11 protein-coding genes are annotated in these 16,451 nt (G+C 68.4%); 8 read left to right on the top strand and 3 right to left on the bottom strand.

Annotated features, from left to right (window positions below; genetic code table 11):
• The first annotated feature begins 71 nt into the window (after positions 1-71).
• The 6 genes from AC2EWF_RS16950 (at position 72) to AC2EWF_RS16975 (ending at position 10,683) form a co-directional block, all read left to right on the top strand.
• Positions 72-1,088 (top strand): LacI family DNA-binding transcriptional regulator, encoded by a 1,017-nt coding sequence (locus tag AC2EWF_RS16950; protein ID WP_483640566.1) that lies wholly within the window; start codon positions 72-74, stop codon positions 1,086-1,088.
• Positions 1,089-1,288: 200 nt separating this feature from the next.
• Entirely contained in the window at positions 1,289-3,793 is a 2,505-nt protein-coding gene (locus tag AC2EWF_RS16955) for a glycoside hydrolase family 3 protein (protein WP_483640567.1), read from the top strand.
• A gap of 33 nt (positions 3,794-3,826) precedes the next feature.
• On the top strand, positions 3,827-5,218 hold the full coding sequence (locus AC2EWF_RS16960) for a sugar porter family MFS transporter (protein ID WP_483640568.1): 1,392 nt from the start codon (positions 3,827-3,829) through the stop codon (positions 5,216-5,218).
• 250 nt (positions 5,219-5,468) lie between these two features.
• Entirely contained in the window at positions 5,469-7,901 is a 2,433-nt protein-coding gene (locus AC2EWF_RS16965) for a TonB-dependent receptor (protein WP_483640569.1), read from the top strand.
• A gap of 157 nt (positions 7,902-8,058) precedes the next feature.
• Positions 8,059-9,648, top strand: coding sequence for a tryptophan halogenase family protein (locus tag AC2EWF_RS16970; protein WP_483640570.1), 1,590 nt, complete (start codon positions 8,059-8,061; stop codon positions 9,646-9,648).
• Positions 9,649-9,954: 306 nt separating this feature from the next.
• Positions 9,955-10,683 (top strand): SEL1-like repeat protein, encoded by a 729-nt coding sequence (locus AC2EWF_RS16975; protein WP_483640571.1) that lies wholly within the window; start codon positions 9,955-9,957, stop codon positions 10,681-10,683.
• A 55-nt stretch (positions 10,684-10,738) separates the two neighbouring features.
• Here the strand turns inward: AC2EWF_RS16975 and AC2EWF_RS16980 are convergent, their stop codons facing one another.
• From AC2EWF_RS16980 to secB, 3 genes are all read right to left on the bottom strand, one after another.
• Positions 10,739-13,753 carry a DEAD/DEAH box helicase gene (locus tag AC2EWF_RS16980; protein WP_483640572.1) on the bottom strand — a complete coding sequence of 1,005 codons (3,015 nt, stop codon included), beginning with the start codon at positions 13,751-13,753 and terminating at the stop codon, positions 10,739-10,741.
• A 140-nt stretch (positions 13,754-13,893) separates the two neighbouring features.
• Complete coding sequence (locus AC2EWF_RS16985; RefSeq protein ID WP_483640573.1) at positions 13,894-14,919, bottom strand: NAD(P)H-dependent glycerol-3-phosphate dehydrogenase; 1,026 nt, start codon at positions 14,917-14,919, stop codon at positions 13,894-13,896.
• 273 nt (positions 14,920-15,192) lie between these two features.
• Positions 15,193-15,705 (bottom strand): protein-export chaperone SecB, encoded by a 513-nt coding sequence (gene secB, locus AC2EWF_RS16990; RefSeq protein WP_483640574.1) that lies wholly within the window; start codon positions 15,703-15,705, stop codon positions 15,193-15,195.
• A gap of 292 nt (positions 15,706-15,997) precedes the next feature.
• Here secB and rpmB point away from each other — a divergent pair, with 292 nt between their 5' ends.
• Together rpmB and rpmG are read left to right on the top strand one after the other, a co-directional pair.
• Positions 15,998-16,234: a 50S ribosomal protein L28 gene (gene rpmB, locus AC2EWF_RS16995; RefSeq protein WP_367843115.1), complete on the top strand. Its 237-nt coding sequence runs from the start codon at positions 15,998-16,000 to the stop codon at positions 16,232-16,234.
• A gap of 11 nt (positions 16,235-16,245) precedes the next feature.
• Positions 16,246-16,413 carry a 50S ribosomal protein L33 gene (gene rpmG, locus AC2EWF_RS17000; protein ID WP_181303365.1) on the top strand — a complete coding sequence of 56 codons (168 nt, stop codon included), beginning with the start codon at positions 16,246-16,248 and terminating at the stop codon, positions 16,411-16,413.
• Positions 16,414-16,451 lie beyond the last annotated feature (38 nt).

Consider the following 16,451-nt stretch of genomic DNA (forward strand, 5'->3'; position numbering starts at 1 on the left):
GCGACCCTGGACAGGCTCTAATATCCGGGCCATTGCGCGTCACCGGACAGCGGCAGGAGATTCGAAACACCATGCGAGTGCGGCTGGAAGATGTGGCGCGCGCAACAGGCGTCTCGCCCAAAACGGTCTCCCGCGTCCTGAACGAGGAGCCATCGGTCAAGGAAGCCACGCGCCAGAAGGTCCTGGCCGCGATGGAGTCGATGAACTACCGCCCCAGCCTTGCCGCACGCGGCCTCGCCGGCAGCCGTTCTTTCTTGGTCGCGATGCTGTACGACAACAACGACAATCCCGCGTCGACCTATCTGGCCGAAATCCAGGATGGCGTGCTCGGTGCCTGCGAAGCCCACCGCTACAGCATGATGGTCTGCCCGCTGCGCCTGCGCGGACAGGATTTCGTCCGCCGCGTCGACGCCCTGGTGGCCGACCACCACGTCGATGGCGTCGTGTTGACGCCGCCGCTCACCGACAACCGCAAGCTGCTGGCGCGGCTGCGGGAGCACGGCGTGGCGCACGCCTGCATCTCTCCGGTGCGCCACAAGGATGTCGTCGGCGTCTTCATGGACGAGCAGAAGGCGGCCAACGACCTGGTCACCCACCTGATCGGCCTCGGCCATCGGCGCATCGCACACGTCGTGGGCATTGCCGACCACGGCGCCAGCCGCTGGCGGCAGGCCGGGTACAAGGCCGCACTGACCGCCGCCGGCCTCTCCGTCGACCCTCAGTACATCGTGCAAGGCGGATTCACCTTCGGCTCGGGCGTCGTCGCGGCGCGCCAGCTGTTCACCCTGAAACATCGGCCCACCGCGATTTTCGCGGCGAACGATGACATGGCCGCCGGCGTCATGTGGACGGCCAACGAAATCGGCCTCAAGGTGCCACGCGACCTTTCCGTGTGCGGTTTCGACGACACGCCAATGGCGACCCAGCTCTGGCCATCGCTCACCACCGTGCGGCAGCCCAGTCGCGAGATGGGCAGGCTTGCCACCCAGCAGCTGCTGGAGCAAGTGCGCGGACGCGGCGAGGGGCGACTGGTGCAGATTCCCTACGAGCTGCAGGTCCGCGCATCGACTGCCGCACCGCCGGACTGATCGCGCAGCGGCCCGCACCCATCCGGCGTACCCGCGGGGCCACGGGCTTGCGCCGGAAGAATTCCCGAGGCGGCTCCGGCGGCTGAAGCGCCCGGGCGCGCGGCGCTCGCCGGTTTTTTTGCAGCAAAAGTTGACAGCGCTGTCATTTTTGCCGGACATTACCGCCTCGCCAGCGGCCGATGCCGCCGAGGAGCGCGCGAATGACCGTCCGACACCCGCCACTGCCCCGAACCTTGCTCGCCGCGATGCTGGCCTTGGCGCCCATCGGCATCGTGCTGGGCGACGGTTCCGCGGCCGTGCATCCCGCCCTTTGGCCGCAGGCCCACTGGCCGCTGCCGCCGGATGCCGCACTGGAACGGCGGGTGCAGGCGCTGATGGCGAAGATGTCGGTGCGGGACAAGGTGGGGCAGCTGATCCAGGCCGACATATCCAGCATCACGCCGGATGACATGCGCCGATACCATCTCGGCTCCATCCTTGCCGGCGGCAATTCCAAGCCGGGCGGTGGCCGCTTCGCCACGGTGGCGCAGTGGAAGGCGCTGACCGACGCGTTCTACCACGCCGCCATGGATACCTCGGGCGGCCACGCGGCGATCCCGCCGTTGTTCGGCATCGACGCCGTGCACGGCGACAACGGCACCATCGGCGCCACGCTGTTCCCGCAGAACTCCGCGCTGGGCAACGCCCGCGACCCCGAACTGGTGCGCGAGATCGGCGCCGCGACCGCGGCCGAAGTGCGCGCCACCGGCTTCAACTGGAGCTTCGCGCCCACGCTCGCGGTGCCGCAGGATCTGCGCTGGGGCCGCGCCTACGAGGGCTATTCGCAAGATCCGCGCGTGGTGGCGTCCTACGCCGGGGCGGCAGTGGAAGGGCTGCAGGGCAAACCCGGCACGCGCGAGTTCCTGGACGACGCGCACGTCGCCGCGAGCGCCAAGCATTTCCTCGCCGACGGCGGCACGAAGGACGGCAAGGACCAGGGCGATGCCGAGATCGACGAGCAGACCCTGGTCGCCGTGCACGCCGCCGGCTATCCGCCCGCCATCGACGCCGGCGTACAGACCATCATGGCCTCGTTCTCCAGCTGGAACGGCGTGAAGATGCTGGGCAGCAAGGGACTGCTGACCGACGCGCTGAAGCGGCGCATGGACTTCCAGGGTTTCGTGGTCGGCGACTGGAACGCGCACGGCCAGGTCCCCGGTTGCAGCAACGAGGATTGCCCCGCCGCATTCAACAACGGTGCCGACATGCTGATGGCGCCAGACAGCTGGCGCGGCCTGTACGAACACACGCTGGCCGAAGTGAAGTCGGGCGTGATCCCCATGTCGCGCGTCAACGACGCGGTGGCGCGCATCCTGCGCGTGAAGTTCCGCATGGGCCTGTTCACCGCCGGCGCGCCGTCCGCGCAACCACTGGCGCGCGACGCCGACCGCATCGTCGGCAGCGCGGCGCACCGGGCGCTGGCGCGGCGCGCCGTGCGCGAATCGCTGGTGCTGCTGAAGAACGATGGCAACCTGCTGCCACTGGACCCGCACCAGCACATTCTGGTTGCGGGCGAAGGTGCCGACAGCATCTCGCAGCAAAGCGGCGGCTGGACGCTGACGTGGCAGGGCACCGGCCTCCGCAACGCGGACTTTCCCGGTGCGCAATCGATTGGCGCCGGCATCGCCGAACAGGTGAAGGCCGCCGGCGGCGAGGCGGAAATCGCGCCCGACGGGCACTACGCGCGCCGGCCCGACGTGGCCGTGGTGGTGTTCGGCGAGTCGCCCTACGCCGAGTTCCAGGGCGACATCGCCAACCTGTTGTTCCATCCGGGTGACGACCAAGACCTTGACCTGATCCGCCACTTGCGCGGACAGCGCATCCCGGTGGTCGCGGTGTTCCTGGGCGGCAGGCCGCTGTGGCTGAACCGCGAGATCAACGCGGCCAACGCCTTCGTCGCCGCCTGGCTGCCCGGCAGCGAGGGCGGCGGCGTGGCCGACGTGTTGCTGCGCAGGCGCGACGGCCGGATCGACTTCGATTTCCGCGGCAAGCTGGCATTCGCGTGGCCCGCCACCGCAGCGGCCGGCCACGGCAAGCCGCAGTTCCCGCTGGGCTACGGCCTCACTTACGCGGACCATGTCGTGTTGCCGAAGCTGCCGGAACAGTCCGGCATCAGCGGCGACACCGTGCGCGTGGACGACTACCTGGAGAAGGGCAAGGCCGTTGGCGGCTACACACTCTCGCTTGCCGGCGCGGACGGCAGCGCAACCGTGGTGACCGCAACGCCGGCCGCCGCGACGGATGGCAGCCTGCGCATGACCGCGCTCGACTACAAGGCGCAGGAGGACGCGCGTCGCCTCGAGTGGAGCGGCGGCCCGGCCTCACTCACGCTTGCCGCCGCCAGGCCGCTCGACCTCAGCCGCCAGACCAACGGCGACGTGATGCTGATCGCCACGCTGCGCGTGGACGCGCAGGGCGCCCGGCCGGCGTGGATCGGCATGGGCTGCGGCAAGGACTGTCGGGGGCGCATCGAGCTGGGTCCATCGCTCGCGCTGGCGCACTGGCAACGTGTAGGCATACCGCTGAAATGCCTGCGCGCCGCCGGCGCCGACATGCACCACATCACCGAGCCCTTCGTGCTCGGCGCCGACAAGGGAGAACGGCTCTCGATCGCCAGCGCGGCCCTGGGCACCAACGCCGACCACGTGCTCGACTGCGCGCGCTAGCGCAGTCCGCAATGCCTGCCTGAAGGGGAACCCATGACCGACACCCTCGCCATGGCGGCACCCAGGCGCAGCGGTTTCGCGACCATCCTCACCTGCGTGCTGGCGGCCCTTGCCGGCCTGATGTTCGGGCTGGACATCGGCGTGATCTCGGGCGCCACCCGATTCATCCAGGCCGAGTTCAAGGTGTCCAACCAGGTCATCGAATGGATCGTCAGTTCGATGATGCTGGGTGCGGCGATCGGCGCCGTCGCGGCCGGCTGGCTCTCGGCGACACTGGGTCGCAAGCGGTCGCTGGTCCTCAGCGCCCTGCTGTTCGTGGGCGGATCGCTGCTGTGCGGCCTCGCATGGTCGGCGTGGATGCTCGCCGGCGCGCGCCTCGTGCTCGGGCTGGCCATCGGCACCGCAACGTTCACCGCTCCGCTATACCTTGCCGAAGTGGCGCCCGGACGCATCCGTGGCGCCATGATCTCCAGCTACCAGCTGATGATCACCATCGGCATCTTCGTGGCCTTCCTCTCCGACACGGCGCTGAGCTACGGCGGTGCGTGGCGCTGGATGCTCGGGATCGTCGCCCTGCCCGGCGCCCTGTTCCTGCTGGGCGTACTGGGCCTGCCGGAAAGCCCCCGCTGGCTATTGCTGCGCGGGCGCCGTGACGAGGCCATGGAGGTGCTGGAAAAGCTGCGCGAGGATCCGGAAGAGGCACGCCGCGAGGCAGACGACATCGCGCTGCAGCTGGAATCGCCGCAACACGGCTGGCGGCTGTTCCTGTGCAATGCGCACTTCCGCCGCGCGGTGGGGCTGGGCGTGCTGCTGCAGGTCATGCAGCAGCTCACCGGCATCAACGTGGTCATGTACTACGCGCCGCGGATCTTTGCCGGCATGGGTTTTGGCGGCGGGGCGCAGATGTGGGCAACCACCATCGTCGGCCTCGTCAACATGCTGGCGACCTTCGCCGCGATCGGCCTGGTGGACCGTTGGGGTCGCAGGCCCATCCTCTACTTCGGCTTCGCCGTCATGGCGGCCAGCCTTGGCGCAGCGGGCGCGCTGATGCAGGCGGGCACGCCGACACACGCCCTGCAAGCCGCCGCGGTCGCCGCGCTGCTCGTCTTCATCGCCGGCTTCGCGATGTCCGCCGGGCCCGTGGTCTGGACACTGTGTTCGGAGGTGCAGCCGCTCAGGGGACGCGACTTCGGCATCGCCTGCTCCACCTGCGCCAACTGGATCGTCAACATGGCCGTGGGCGCCAGCTTCCTCAGCCTGCTTGACGGCATCGGCACGGCGCGGACGTTCTGGCTGTATGCGGCGCTCAACCTGGTCTTCGTCGCCTTCACGCGCGCCTGGGTCCCGGAAACCAGCAGCGTGACGCTGGAGCAGATCGAACGGCAGCTGATGTCCGGGCGCCCCCTGCGCAGCCTGGGTCGATGAGTCCGCCGCAGCACGACGCGGGAATCACCGGACCGCTTCATATGCGGGCGGCGAGCTGGCTGGTGAATACATCCAATAACCGCATTTCGCACTGCAGCATGATTTGCCCATAGATCGGCGCTAACATGAATTTGACAGCGCTGTCATACATATGTGAGACAGCGCTGTCATTGGGGAAGTGGAACCAAGCCGCCACGGCCACGCCGATGGCACACACGTCAGTCAAGAACAAAGCCGGAGGGGATACCAAATGAAGTTGCGCTACTCAGCGTTGTACGTCGCCCTGTCGCTCATTCTTGCCCCGGGCCTGGCGCAGGCCACGGATCAGGGCACGACACCGCAGGACTCGACGTCCCAAGCCGCGCCGGCCAAGGCGAACAAGCCGATCAAGCAACTCGACACGGTGGAGGTCACCGCGACCAAGCGCGAAACCCCGCTGCAGAAGACCCCTGTCGCGGTCAGCGCGATCAGCGCGGACACGCTCGACAAGCAGCGCGTGATGACAGTGCAGGACCTGACGCCGCTGGTGCCGGGCCTTCAGGCCACCTCCGAAGGCGACCACGGCGTGGTCACGCTGACCATGCGCGGCATCGGCAACGACAGCGCCAAGACCGAGTACGCCGATCCCGAAGTCGCGATCTTCGTCGACGGCGTCTACACCGCGCGCGCCGAAGCCGCGGCCGGCCTGCTGCTGGACATGGACAGCGTGGAAGTGCTGCGCGGCCCGCAGGGCACGCTGTGGGGGCGCAACTCCACCGCCGGCGCGATGAGCTTCCAGACCGCCAAGCCGGACATCGGCGGCGACGCCTCGGGCTATGCGCAGATCGAGGCCGGCAACTACAACCAGTCGGGCGTCCGCGCCGCGGTGAACCTGCCGATCAGCAATACCTTCGCGATGCGCGTCGCCGTGGTGCACGAGCAGCACGACGGCTACGTCGACTACCAGAACCCGGCCACCGAACTGCCCAGCGTGGCGCAGCAGCAGGCGGCTTACCTCGCCTCGGGCGGCACCCTCGCCAACTTCCGTGCGATCGACCCGAACCAGTACGAGCAGAACGGCGCCAAGTACAACGCACAGGACCAGTCCGCCGCCCGTGTGAGCGCGCGCTGGCGGCCCAGCGACGCGTTCACGTGGGACCTCTCCTACGAGTACTTCATCGACCGCGGCACGCCCGACCTCAGCCTGATGCAGACGCCGCGCCCCGGCCAGTCGTTCTGGTCGGCGCTGATCGATACGCCGCCCTACCTGCACCGCAATTCCGGCACGCTGCGCAGCCGCATGGACTGGAACATCAACGACAGCATGGAGTTGAGCTACATCGCCGGCGTCAACCGCTTCTCCGGCCAGGGCAACTTCGACCAGGACGTCGGCGTGCAGGTGCCCACCAGTTTCACCACGGGCGCGTCCTACCAGGCCGACCGCACCAACTCCTCCAACTACAGCAGCTACAGCCACGAAATCGACCTGAAGTCGCGCGGCCAGCAGGCGGTCGACTGGATCGTCGGCGCGTACTACGGCCACGAAGACAACAACATCCGCTTCGACATCCCGATCATGAACGGTACGCAGTTCGGTTCGGTGTCGTGGCAGGGCTCGTTCATCCAGCCCGAGGAACTGGTCAATTCCACGGCCTTGTTCGGGCAGGCCACCTGGAACGTGTCCGACCGTTGGCACCTGACCGGCGGCGTGCGCTGGTCGAGCGACGAGAAGCGCAACGTCGACGGCCGCGGCTGGGGCTGGGATTACGATGCCAGCGTGCCGCAACTGCCGATCGCGCCGAGCACCATCCCCGGCCCGGCGACCGGCTTTGCGGTGTCCACCTACAACGATGCCAAGTACAGCAAGGGCCAGTGGACGTGGCTGGGCCGCATCGACACCGACATCGGCGACCACGGCATGCTGTATGCCAGCGTGTCCACCGGCTACAAGTCGGGCGGCACGCAGGATGCCGGCACGCTGTACAAGCCGGAGACGCTGACCAACTACGAGATCGGCGCCAAGTTCTCCTTCCTCGACGGCCACCTGACCTGGAACAACGCGGCCTACTACGAGAACTTCAAGGACTTCCAGCTCTCCGCGCCCATCACCTACCCGAACGGCAACCGCGGCCTGGGCTTCTCGAACGTAGGCGGCAGCACCAAGGTGGCCGGCTTCGAGTCGGAACTGGCTTACCAGGGGCAAAATGACCGCGCGAACCTGGTGCTCTCCTACATCCCCAAGAAGACCCTGGGCACGCTGGTGTACGCCGGCAGCAACGACTACCAGGGCCTGCCGGCATGCGCGCCGCAATCGGGCATCGCCAGCTGCATGGACATCTCCGGCAACGACCTGGCGCACGCACCGACGGTTTCGCTGTCCGCGATCTACGAGCATGATTTCGTGCTGCCCAGCGGTGCCCGCGTGACGCCACGCTTCAGCGGCCAGTACCAGAGCATGCAGTGGCTCAGCCCGTTCAACCTGGGCAGCGGCGACCAGCAGAAGGCCTACTTCCGTGGCGACCTGTCGCTGCGCTACACCGAACCGCAGGATCGCTGGTGGATCAGCGTGTATTCGCAGAACGTCACCGACGTGAAGGTGCGCACCAACGCCGGACGCTTCCAGATGCCCGACGGCAGCTTCGAGTACGTGTCCGAATACCTCGCGCCACGCACCTACGGCATCCAGTTCGGCACCTCGTTCTGATGCCATGCATGGGCGGCACCGGGCAGCCGGTGCCGTCTACGGTTTGCCATTCTGCGGCGGCGCCCCCTTCATCGAGCGAGCGTCGCCCTCCCTCCCCGGGATGGCGATTTGCCGGGCCCCGGCCGGGGCCCGGCGTTTCTTCTTCGAAGGAGCGAGCATGAAGCGTTTGCGCAAGGTACTCGTGGTGGGCGGCGGCACCGCCGGCTGGCTGACTGCCTGTTACCTGGCCAAGGCGGTGAATGCCGCCGACCCGGCGAGCGTCCAGGTACACCTCGTGGAATCCGACCGCATCGGCCTGATCGGCTTCGGCGAATCCACCTTTCCGTCGATCCGCGGCACCTTGTCGGCGATCGGCCTGGACGAGCGGCGCTTCCTGGCCGAAACCTGCGCCACCTACAAGCAGGGCATCCGCTTCCACCACTGGGTGCGGCCGCCCGGCATGCCCGGCAAGGAACATTTCTTCCATCCCTTCAGCGTGCCCAGCCAGCGCCCCGGCGGCCCCGAGCTGCTGCCGTACTGGCTGCTGGGCGCGGCACCCGCCGGCCTGGGTTTCGCCGATGCGGTGACCATGCAGAGTCTCGTGGTGGATCGTGCACGTGCGCCCAAGCGCCAGCGCGACCCCGATTACCAGGGGCCGATGAACCATGCCTACCAGTTCGACGCCGGCCGCTTCGCCATGCTGCTGGCCGATCATGGCCAGCAGGCACTGGGCATCCAGCGTCACGTGGCGACCGTGGAACGTGCCATGCTCGACGACAGCGGCGGCATCGCCCGACTGGTCACCACCGAGCTCGGCGAACTGGAGGCCGACCTGTACGTGGACTGCACCGGCATGCGCGCCAGCCTGATTGGCGAAGCCCTGCAGTCGCCCTACCGCAGCTGCGGCGACGTGCTGTTCACCGACCGCGCGGTCGCCATGCAGGCGCCCTACCCGCGCCCCGATGCGCCCATCCCCTCGTTCACCCTGTGCACCGCGCAGGAATCCGGCTGGGTCTGGGACATCGGCCTGCAACAGCGGCGCGGCGTCGGCTACGTGTATTCCTCGCGGCATACCGACGCGACGCGTGCCGAAGAAACCTTCCGTCGCTACCTGGGCAGCGCGGCCGACGGTCAGGAGGTCACCCACATCCGCTTCGACAACGGCTATCGCCCGGAGGCATGGCGCGGCAACTGCGTGGCCGTGGGGCTGTCCGGCGGCTTCGTGGAGCCGTTGGAATCCACCGGCATCGCGCTGATCGAACTGGCGGCCTATCTGGTCACGCACCTGCTTCCCGGCGACCGCGACGACATGGGCCGCGCGGCGCGGCACTTCAACGCGATGATGTCCGCGCGCTACGAACGCATCGTCGATTTCATCAAGATGCACTATTGCCTGAGCCAGCGGCGCGACACCACCTTCTGGGTCGAGAACGCCGATCCAGCAAGCATCCCGCCGAGCCTGCAGGACAAGCTGGCGCAGTGGCGGCACCGGCCGCCGCACCGTCTCGATTTCGTCGGCGACCTCGAGATGTTCCTGGTATCGAGCTGGCAATACATGCTCTACGGCATGGAGTTCGAGACCAACCTCGAACCCCTGCGCAACGCCTACCCGCGCGGCGCCGAAGCCAGCCGCGAATTCGCCATGATCCGGCAGGCCGCCATGCAGGCCCTGGACGACCTGCCGGACCACCGCGCCCTGGTCGAGCAGCGTTGCGACGAATACCGCCGGCGCCTGCACGCACGCACTGCGGATGCGGCCATCGCCTGAGCCTCGCGGAGGAGGCGGATACGAGGGGATGTTCGCGCGCCCGGCATCGACCTGCTCTCCAACGGCTACAGCGGCTACGGCGAGAGCGAACCCCTCCGTATCGGCACACTCCGCGGATATGGGGACCCGGCCGACTTGCTCCGGTGCATCGACGAGATAGCGGAGCACGGAAGGCCTAAGTCACCTCTAAGCTCCCAGGCGCAGGCTCGCCAAGTCAATCGACGACACCCGGAGACTTGCCCGCGACACAGGCCCTCGCGGCCGGCTGACCACGGCAAGCACCTGCACACTTAAGGAGGAGCAGTCATGAAGCAGTCCCGGAACTGTCTGCGCAAGGTCTCCTTTGCCATCGCCGTTGGCTGCCTTCTCGCACCAGCATGTGCCTTGGCCGCGTCGTCTTCGACGCCCGCACCGCCGATGGGAAAGAAGATCTACTACTGCCACGAAGGCCTGGAACAGTTCATGCCAGGCGATTACTACGCCTGCCGCGCGAAATACTACTTCCAGCGCGGCCACTATCACCTGGGGCTCGCAGACCTCGAAGAATCCGCCCACTGGGCCAACAAGTACGCGCAATACACGCTGGGCCTGCTCTATTCCAACGGCGACGTGCCCGGCATCCCACAGAACCGCCCGCTGGGCCTGGCGTGGCTGGCGCTGGCGACCGAACGGAAGAACCGGCCGGTCTATCAGAAAGCCTACGAGCAAGCCTATCTCCGCAGCTCGCCGGCAGAGGTCGCCGAAGCGAACCGGCTCTTCAAGCAATTGCGTCCCGAATACTGCGACCAGGTCGCCGGTGCCCGCGCCATGCACCGCTTCGTGCGGGAGATGTGGCCCTTCGAGCTGGCATCGCACGAGGGTGGCATCAGCTACGTTTCGGACTTCACCGATTACCCGGAGCCGGCGGCGAAGGTGGTGCAAGCGCTGTATCAGCGCGCCAGCAGGGATTTCGACGGACTGCAGGGCAACGTGACCGTGGGCACGCTGCAACCACTCGGCGACGCTCAGGCACCAGCCGGGTCCTCGACGCACTGAAGCGCCTGGCAATCAGCGGGCGCGACGCGGAGGATCGATTGCTGGCGCCGGCTAGCTAACCCGGCGCCAGCAACGCATCCAGGTCGTCCTGGTCGAAGCTGAGCTTCTCGCGGCTGCCGCCGCCTTCGAGCACGGCCTCGGCAAGTTCGGCCTTGCGCGCCTTCAGCTCCTCGATGCGCTCCTCCACCGTGCCCGCGGTGATCAGGCGGAACACGAACACCGGCTTGTCCTGGCCGATGCGGTGGGCGCGGTCGCTGGCCTGCGCCTCGGCGGCGGGGTTCCACCACGGGTCGTAGTGGATCACGGTATCGGCGGCGGTGAGGTTGAGGCCCACGCCGCCGGCCTTGAGCGAGAGCAGGAACAGCGGCACCTCGCCCTGCTGGAACTGCTGCACGGGGGTGGCGCGGTCGCGTGTCTCGCCGGTGAGGGTGACGTAGGGGATGCGGCGGCGGTCCAGCTCGTGGGCAATCAGCTTGAGCATGCCGGTGAATTGCGAAAACAGCAGCACCTTGCGGCCTTCGTCCAGCAGCGGCGGCAGCATGTCCATCAGCAGCTCGAACTTGGCCGAGCCGTGCACGCCGCGCGCAGCTTCGAGCTTCACCAGGCGCGGATCGCAGCAGACCTGGCGCAGCTTGAGCAAAGCATCCAGCACCACGATGCCACTGTGCTGGATGCCACGCTGGGCAATCACCTCGCGCAGTTCCTCCGCCAGTGACAGGCGCAGGCCTTCGTACAGTTCGCGCTGGCGGCCTTCCAGCACCACGCGGCGGGTGATCTCGGTCTTCGGCGGCAGCTCCGCGGCCACCTGCGCCTTGGTGCGGCGGAGGATGAAGGGCGCAAGCCGGCGATTGAGGCGCTGCTGGCATTCTTCGTCGCGCTGCTTCTCGATCGGCACGCGGTAGTAGCGGCGGAATGCGTTCTCGTCGCCGAGCAGGCCGGGCACGGCAAGGTCCACCTGCGACCACAGCTCGCCCAGGTGATTCTCCAGTGGCGTGCCGGTGAGGCAGACGTGGCGGCGCGTACGCAGGCTGAGCAGGGCGCGGCGCGCCTGGGTGCGCGGGTTTTTCACCTGCTGGGCCTCGTCCAGCACGGTGAGCGCGAACGGCTGCTTGCGCAGCGGCACCACGTCGCGCGGCAGCAGCGCGTAGCTGGTGAGCACGATGTCCTGCGCGCCCAGCTGGGCATGGGCATCGGCGCGCTGCGGGCCATGCAGGGTGAGCACCTTGAGCGCGGGGGCGAAGCGGGCGATCTCGGCCTGCCAGTTCGGGATCAGGCTGGTAGGCACCACCACCAGCGCGGGCTGGTTGAGGGCGCCGCGCTCCTTCAGCGCCAGCAGATGGGTGATCAGCTGCAGCGTCTTGCCCAGGCCCATGTCGTCGGCGAGCACGCCGCCCACGCCGGCCTCGGCCAGCGCGTTGAGCCAGCGCAGGCCTTCGCGCTGGTAAGGGCGCAGCTCCACCGTGAGCCCGGCGGGAATCGCATCGCTGGCGCGTTCGGCGGCGTCGCGCAGGCGCGCGGTGAAGCCGCGCAGCGCCTCGGGCGCCTCCAGCGCGCCGTCGCCCGGCAGCGCCTCGACCAGTTCCTCCAGCCGCCCCGCCTGCACGCGCGGCAGGTGGAGCTTGGTGCGCGGCTTCTCCAGGTATTCGGCCAGCGGCGCCAGCAGGCCGCGCAGCACCTTGAGCCGTACCGGTACGCGGCGGCGCTCGTCCACCGGCGCGTACCACACGGCGTCCTCCGGCTCGTTCGGCGCGGGGCTGAGGTTCAACTGGTGCTCGGCCAGCGCCTGCGCCACCGCGGGCAGCAGGTTGTGGCGCCTGCCTTCCAGCTCGATGCCGATTTCCAGGTCGAAAGCGTGGTCGTCGGCGTCCTCGGCGGCCTGGCCGTACCAGCGCACCGGCCCTTCCAGCACCTCGAACGGGAAGCTGGGCGCGTACTCCAGCACGAAGCCTTCGGCTTCGAGCTTCGGCCGCAGCGCCATCCAGCGCGCCGGCGTGTTGACCTCCAGCGCACCGGCGTGGCCGGTACCGGGGAACAGCCAGGCGTCGTCGGGCAAGGTGTCGGCCATGTCCCAGGGCAGGCCCTCGGTGTCCACCGCGGGCGTGAGACCGGTGCGTTCGAGCTGCTCCATGGTGGCAAGCTCTTCCGCGCGCCGTCGTGCAATCTCCATCAGCTGGCCGTTGCGCACGCGGCGCACCAGCGGCTCGCCGCCGCGACCCGGCAGGCGTTCGCCCGCGTAGTCGAAGGACAACCGCGCCCAGGCCAGCGGCGAGGTACCGGCGGCCAGGCGTGCGTGGCGGGTCAGTGCGTGCAGGGTCAACACGGGCTTCGGTGTCAGCTCGGCGCGCTGCAGTTCATCGAACACCTGCGGCGGCGGGATGCGCGCGGCCAGGCGGCTGGCGGGCAGCGTCTCGGCGAGGCGTCGGCCGTATTCGTGCTTCAGCGCCGGCAGGTCCATCCACGCCGTTTCCTCGGGCGCGGCCTCCAGGTGGCCGAGCGTGGCGTGCTCGGCGTCGAGGTACCAGAGGCCGTCTATGCGCAGCAGGCGCTGGCTGTGCGGCAGGCTCGGCAGCAGGCGCTGGCTGCCGTCCGTCTCCAGGTGCCAGTGCCAGTTGAGCGGGTGCGCCTTGCCACGCGACAGGCGCAAGCCGGCGAGGCCGCCAAGGAAGCAGGGCGCCGTGTCCAGCAATTCGATCAGCAGGCTGTCACCGACGTGGCCGCCCAGTCGCGCGTAGCTGCGCCCCTTGCGCTGGCTCTGGGGCAGGCCGAGCACGGCCGCGGCGAGGCGCTGTTCGTGCGGCGGCAACGGCGCCTGGACCAATTGACGGCTGTCCAGCGGCGCGGGCCGTGCGTAGCGGCCGTGCTCGGCCACGGCCAGCAGTACCGGCGCCACTTCGAGGTGGGCCCATGCGGCGCCCTCCTCCGGCATCACTTCCAGGAAGAAACCCAGCACCACCGGCTCGTCGCCGCCCGGCACCCTGGGCGGATCCAGCAGGCGCTGCCAGGCGGCCGGCAGGCGTTCGTCGCGGCCGCCGGTTGGCGTGGCGTGCTGTTTCCCGTCCGGTTGCTGCATGCGCATGCGCCCCGTGGCGACGACCAAAACTCCGAGCTTAGCAGGCGGATCGTGGTTGGAGCGCACCCTGTGCGCGGATGGCCCTTGTGCTCGATCGAGGCCAAAAGCCATCGCGCAAAGCGTGCGCTCCCGCGGGTTCTTCAGGCGTTGCCGAACAGCCCACGCGGGTATTCCGGCTTCTGCTCGCGCGCCATCAGCGCCTTCAGCCCTTCGGCCGGGGTGACTTCGCCATGCAGCACGGCGCGCACGCCGGCGCTGATCGGCAGATCCAGGGCGTGCTGGTCGGCCAGCCGCGCCACTTCGTCGGCGGCGAGCACGCTTTCCACCACCTGGCCGATCTGCCGCACCGCCTCGTCGATCGCGACGCCCTTGCCCAGCGCGAGGCCCAGCCGGCGGTTGCGCGAAAGGTCGCCGGTGCAGGTCAGCACCAGGTCGCCAAGGCCCGACAGGCCGATCAGGGTCTCGGGACGCGCGCCCAGCGCCACGCCCAGGCGCAGCATCTCGTTCATGCCGCGGGTGATCAGGCCGGCACGGGCGTTGAGGCCCAGACCCATGCCATCGGCGATGCCGGTGGCTACCGCCAGCACGTTCTTCATCGCACCGCCGAGTTCGGCGCCCAGCATGTCGCCGCCGGTGTAGGCGCGCAGGTTGGGCGCATGCAGCAGGTTGGCGACGCGCTGCGCACAGGCGGCGTCTTCCGAATGCACGGTGACCGCGCTGGGCAGGCCGGCCGCCACTTCCCTGGCGAACGAGGGTCCGGTGATCACGGCCGCCGGGCTGTCCGGCAGGCGCTGCGCCACCAGTTCATGCAGGAAGCGGCCGGTGCCAGGCTCGAAACCCTTGGTGGCCCAGGCCAGCGTCGCGCCGTCGTCGAGCAATGGCGCGACGTCCTCCAGCATCGCGGCGAAGGCGTGGCTGGGCACCACCAGCAGCACGACACCGGCGCCGCGCACGGAAGCAGCCAGGTCGGGCTCGTAGGCCAACGCAGCCGGCAACTCGATGCCCGGCAGGTAGCGCTGGTTGCAGCGCGCCGCAGCGATCGCCGCCAGTGCGGCCGGATCGCGGCCCCACAGCCGGGTCGGAACACCGTTTCGCGCGGTCAGTGCGGCCAGCGCGGTGCCCCAGGAACCGGCGCCGAGTACCGCCAGGGTGGGATGCTGCGTCATGCGGCCAGAGCCTGCTCATGGCCTCCAAGTACCTCGCGCCGGGAGCTGTTTGCGCGCAGGCCAAGGAAGAACGAGGAAGTGGACGTCCGTCCACGACCGAATGATGACGACGGCATGTGGGCAAACAGACCCGGTCCGCAGGGTTGCCACCGAATGGCCGCCATGCGGCAGCGCGCAGCTTGACCTGACGGCCAGTCAGCCGCTGCGCCACGCACCACCACCCGACGGCCATTCGATGGCAACGCGAGGTACTTGGAGGCCATGAACAGGCTCTTAGCTGTTGAGCTGGACCGGTGCGTCCCCGCCGCCGGCGGCGCGGCGCATCTGCTCGGCGTACAGGGCGTCGAAGTTGATCGGCTGCAGCAGGAACGGCGGGAAGCCGCCCTCCAGCACCATCGAGGAGATCACCTGGCGCGCATACGGGAACAGCAGGTTCGGGCAATAGCTGCCGATCACTCCGGCGCGATCCTCGTCGCCGAAACCGGCAATGCCGAACAGGCCGGCCTGCTCCACCTCGGCGAGGTAGGCGGTGCGCTCACCCAGCGTGCAAGTGAGGGTAACGCTGAGCACCACCTCGTACAGGTCGTTGCCCAGGTCCATGGCCTTGTGGCCCAGGTTCAGCTGCACCTGTGGCGCGGCCTGGTCGCTCTCCCCGGAGAACTCCTGGAAGATCTGCGGCGCGCCCGGCACCTCGAAGGACACGTCTTTCACATAGATCTTCTGCAGCACCAGCTGCGGCGGGTTGCCCTGCGCGCTGGCCTGGCCGTTGGCGATGACTTCTGCCATGGGAATCCCTCTGTCGGTCTGGCGTCAAAAGAGGTGGATTGTTTCATACCTGCCCGCCCCGTGCATACGCGGCGGGGCGCCGCCCGGCCGGCAGGATTGCGCACAGGCCTGTTTCTGCGGGATAATGCGCGGCTTGTCACTGCCGACCCGACCCGTTCGGGGCGCCCGCCACGCGATGCGGGCCTCGCGGCAAGACAAGCGCAAAACCCTCCAGCATCGCGAGGCGCATGGCGCCGCTGGGCCGACGTCGCCCTGGCCAACGGGCGGTCAACAGAACACCACGGAGCTCATCATGGCCCGCATTTGCCAAGTCACCGGAAAAGGTGTGCAGACCGGCAACAACGTCTCGCACGCAAACAACAAGACCCGTCGCCGCTGGTTGCCGAACCTGCACGAGCGCCGCTTCTGGGTCGCCAGCGAAAACCGCTGGGTCAAGCTGCGCGTTTCCAACCACGCGCTGCGCACCATCGACAAGAAGGGCATCGAGGCCGTGATCGCCGAGCTGCGTGCCCGCGGTGAGAAGGTCTAAGGAGAACAGTCATGGCCAAGGGTGCAAACGACAAGATCCGCCTGATTTCTTCGGCCGGTACCGGCCACTTCTACACCACGCAGAAGAACAAGAAGAACACGCCGGAGAAGTTCGAGTTCAAGAAGTACGATCCGGTCGTGCGCAAGCACGTGATCTACAAGGAAGGCAAGATCAAGTAAGCAACGATCCGGGCGCCCAGTGCCCGGGGTACCGTTGC

Source organism: Rhodanobacter sp. sgz306013 (genome assembly GCF_057031145.1).

Excerpts from the sequence above, each read along its gene's own strand:
- AC2EWF_RS16950 (WP_483640566.1), top strand. The coding sequence starts at position 72 with ATGCGAGTGCGGCTGGAAGATGTGGCGCGCGCAACAGGCGTCTCGCCC.
- AC2EWF_RS16955 (WP_483640567.1), top strand. The coding sequence starts at position 1,289 with ATGACCGTCCGACACCCGCCACTGCCCCGAACCTTGCTCGCCGCGATG.
- AC2EWF_RS16960 (WP_483640568.1), top strand. The coding sequence starts at position 3,827 with ATGACCGACACCCTCGCCATGGCGGCACCCAGGCGCAGCGGTTTCGCG.
- AC2EWF_RS16965 (WP_483640569.1), top strand. The coding sequence starts at position 5,469 with ATGAAGTTGCGCTACTCAGCGTTGTACGTCGCCCTGTCGCTCATTCTT.
- AC2EWF_RS16970 (WP_483640570.1), top strand. The coding sequence starts at position 8,059 with ATGAAGCGTTTGCGCAAGGTACTCGTGGTGGGCGGCGGCACCGCCGGC.
- AC2EWF_RS16975 (WP_483640571.1), top strand. The coding sequence starts at position 9,955 with ATGAAGCAGTCCCGGAACTGTCTGCGCAAGGTCTCCTTTGCCATCGCC.
- AC2EWF_RS16980 (WP_483640572.1), bottom strand. The coding sequence starts at position 13,753 with ATGCAGCAACCGGACGGGAAACAGCACGCCACGCCAACCGGCGGCCGC.
- AC2EWF_RS16985 (WP_483640573.1), bottom strand. The coding sequence starts at position 14,919 with ATGACGCAGCATCCCACCCTGGCGGTACTCGGCGCCGGTTCCTGGGGC.
- secB (WP_483640574.1), bottom strand. The coding sequence starts at position 15,705 with ATGGCAGAAGTCATCGCCAACGGCCAGGCCAGCGCGCAGGGCAACCCG.
- rpmB (WP_367843115.1), top strand. The coding sequence starts at position 15,998 with ATGGCCCGCATTTGCCAAGTCACCGGAAAAGGTGTGCAGACCGGCAAC.
- rpmG (WP_181303365.1), top strand. The coding sequence starts at position 16,246 with ATGGCCAAGGGTGCAAACGACAAGATCCGCCTGATTTCTTCGGCCGGT.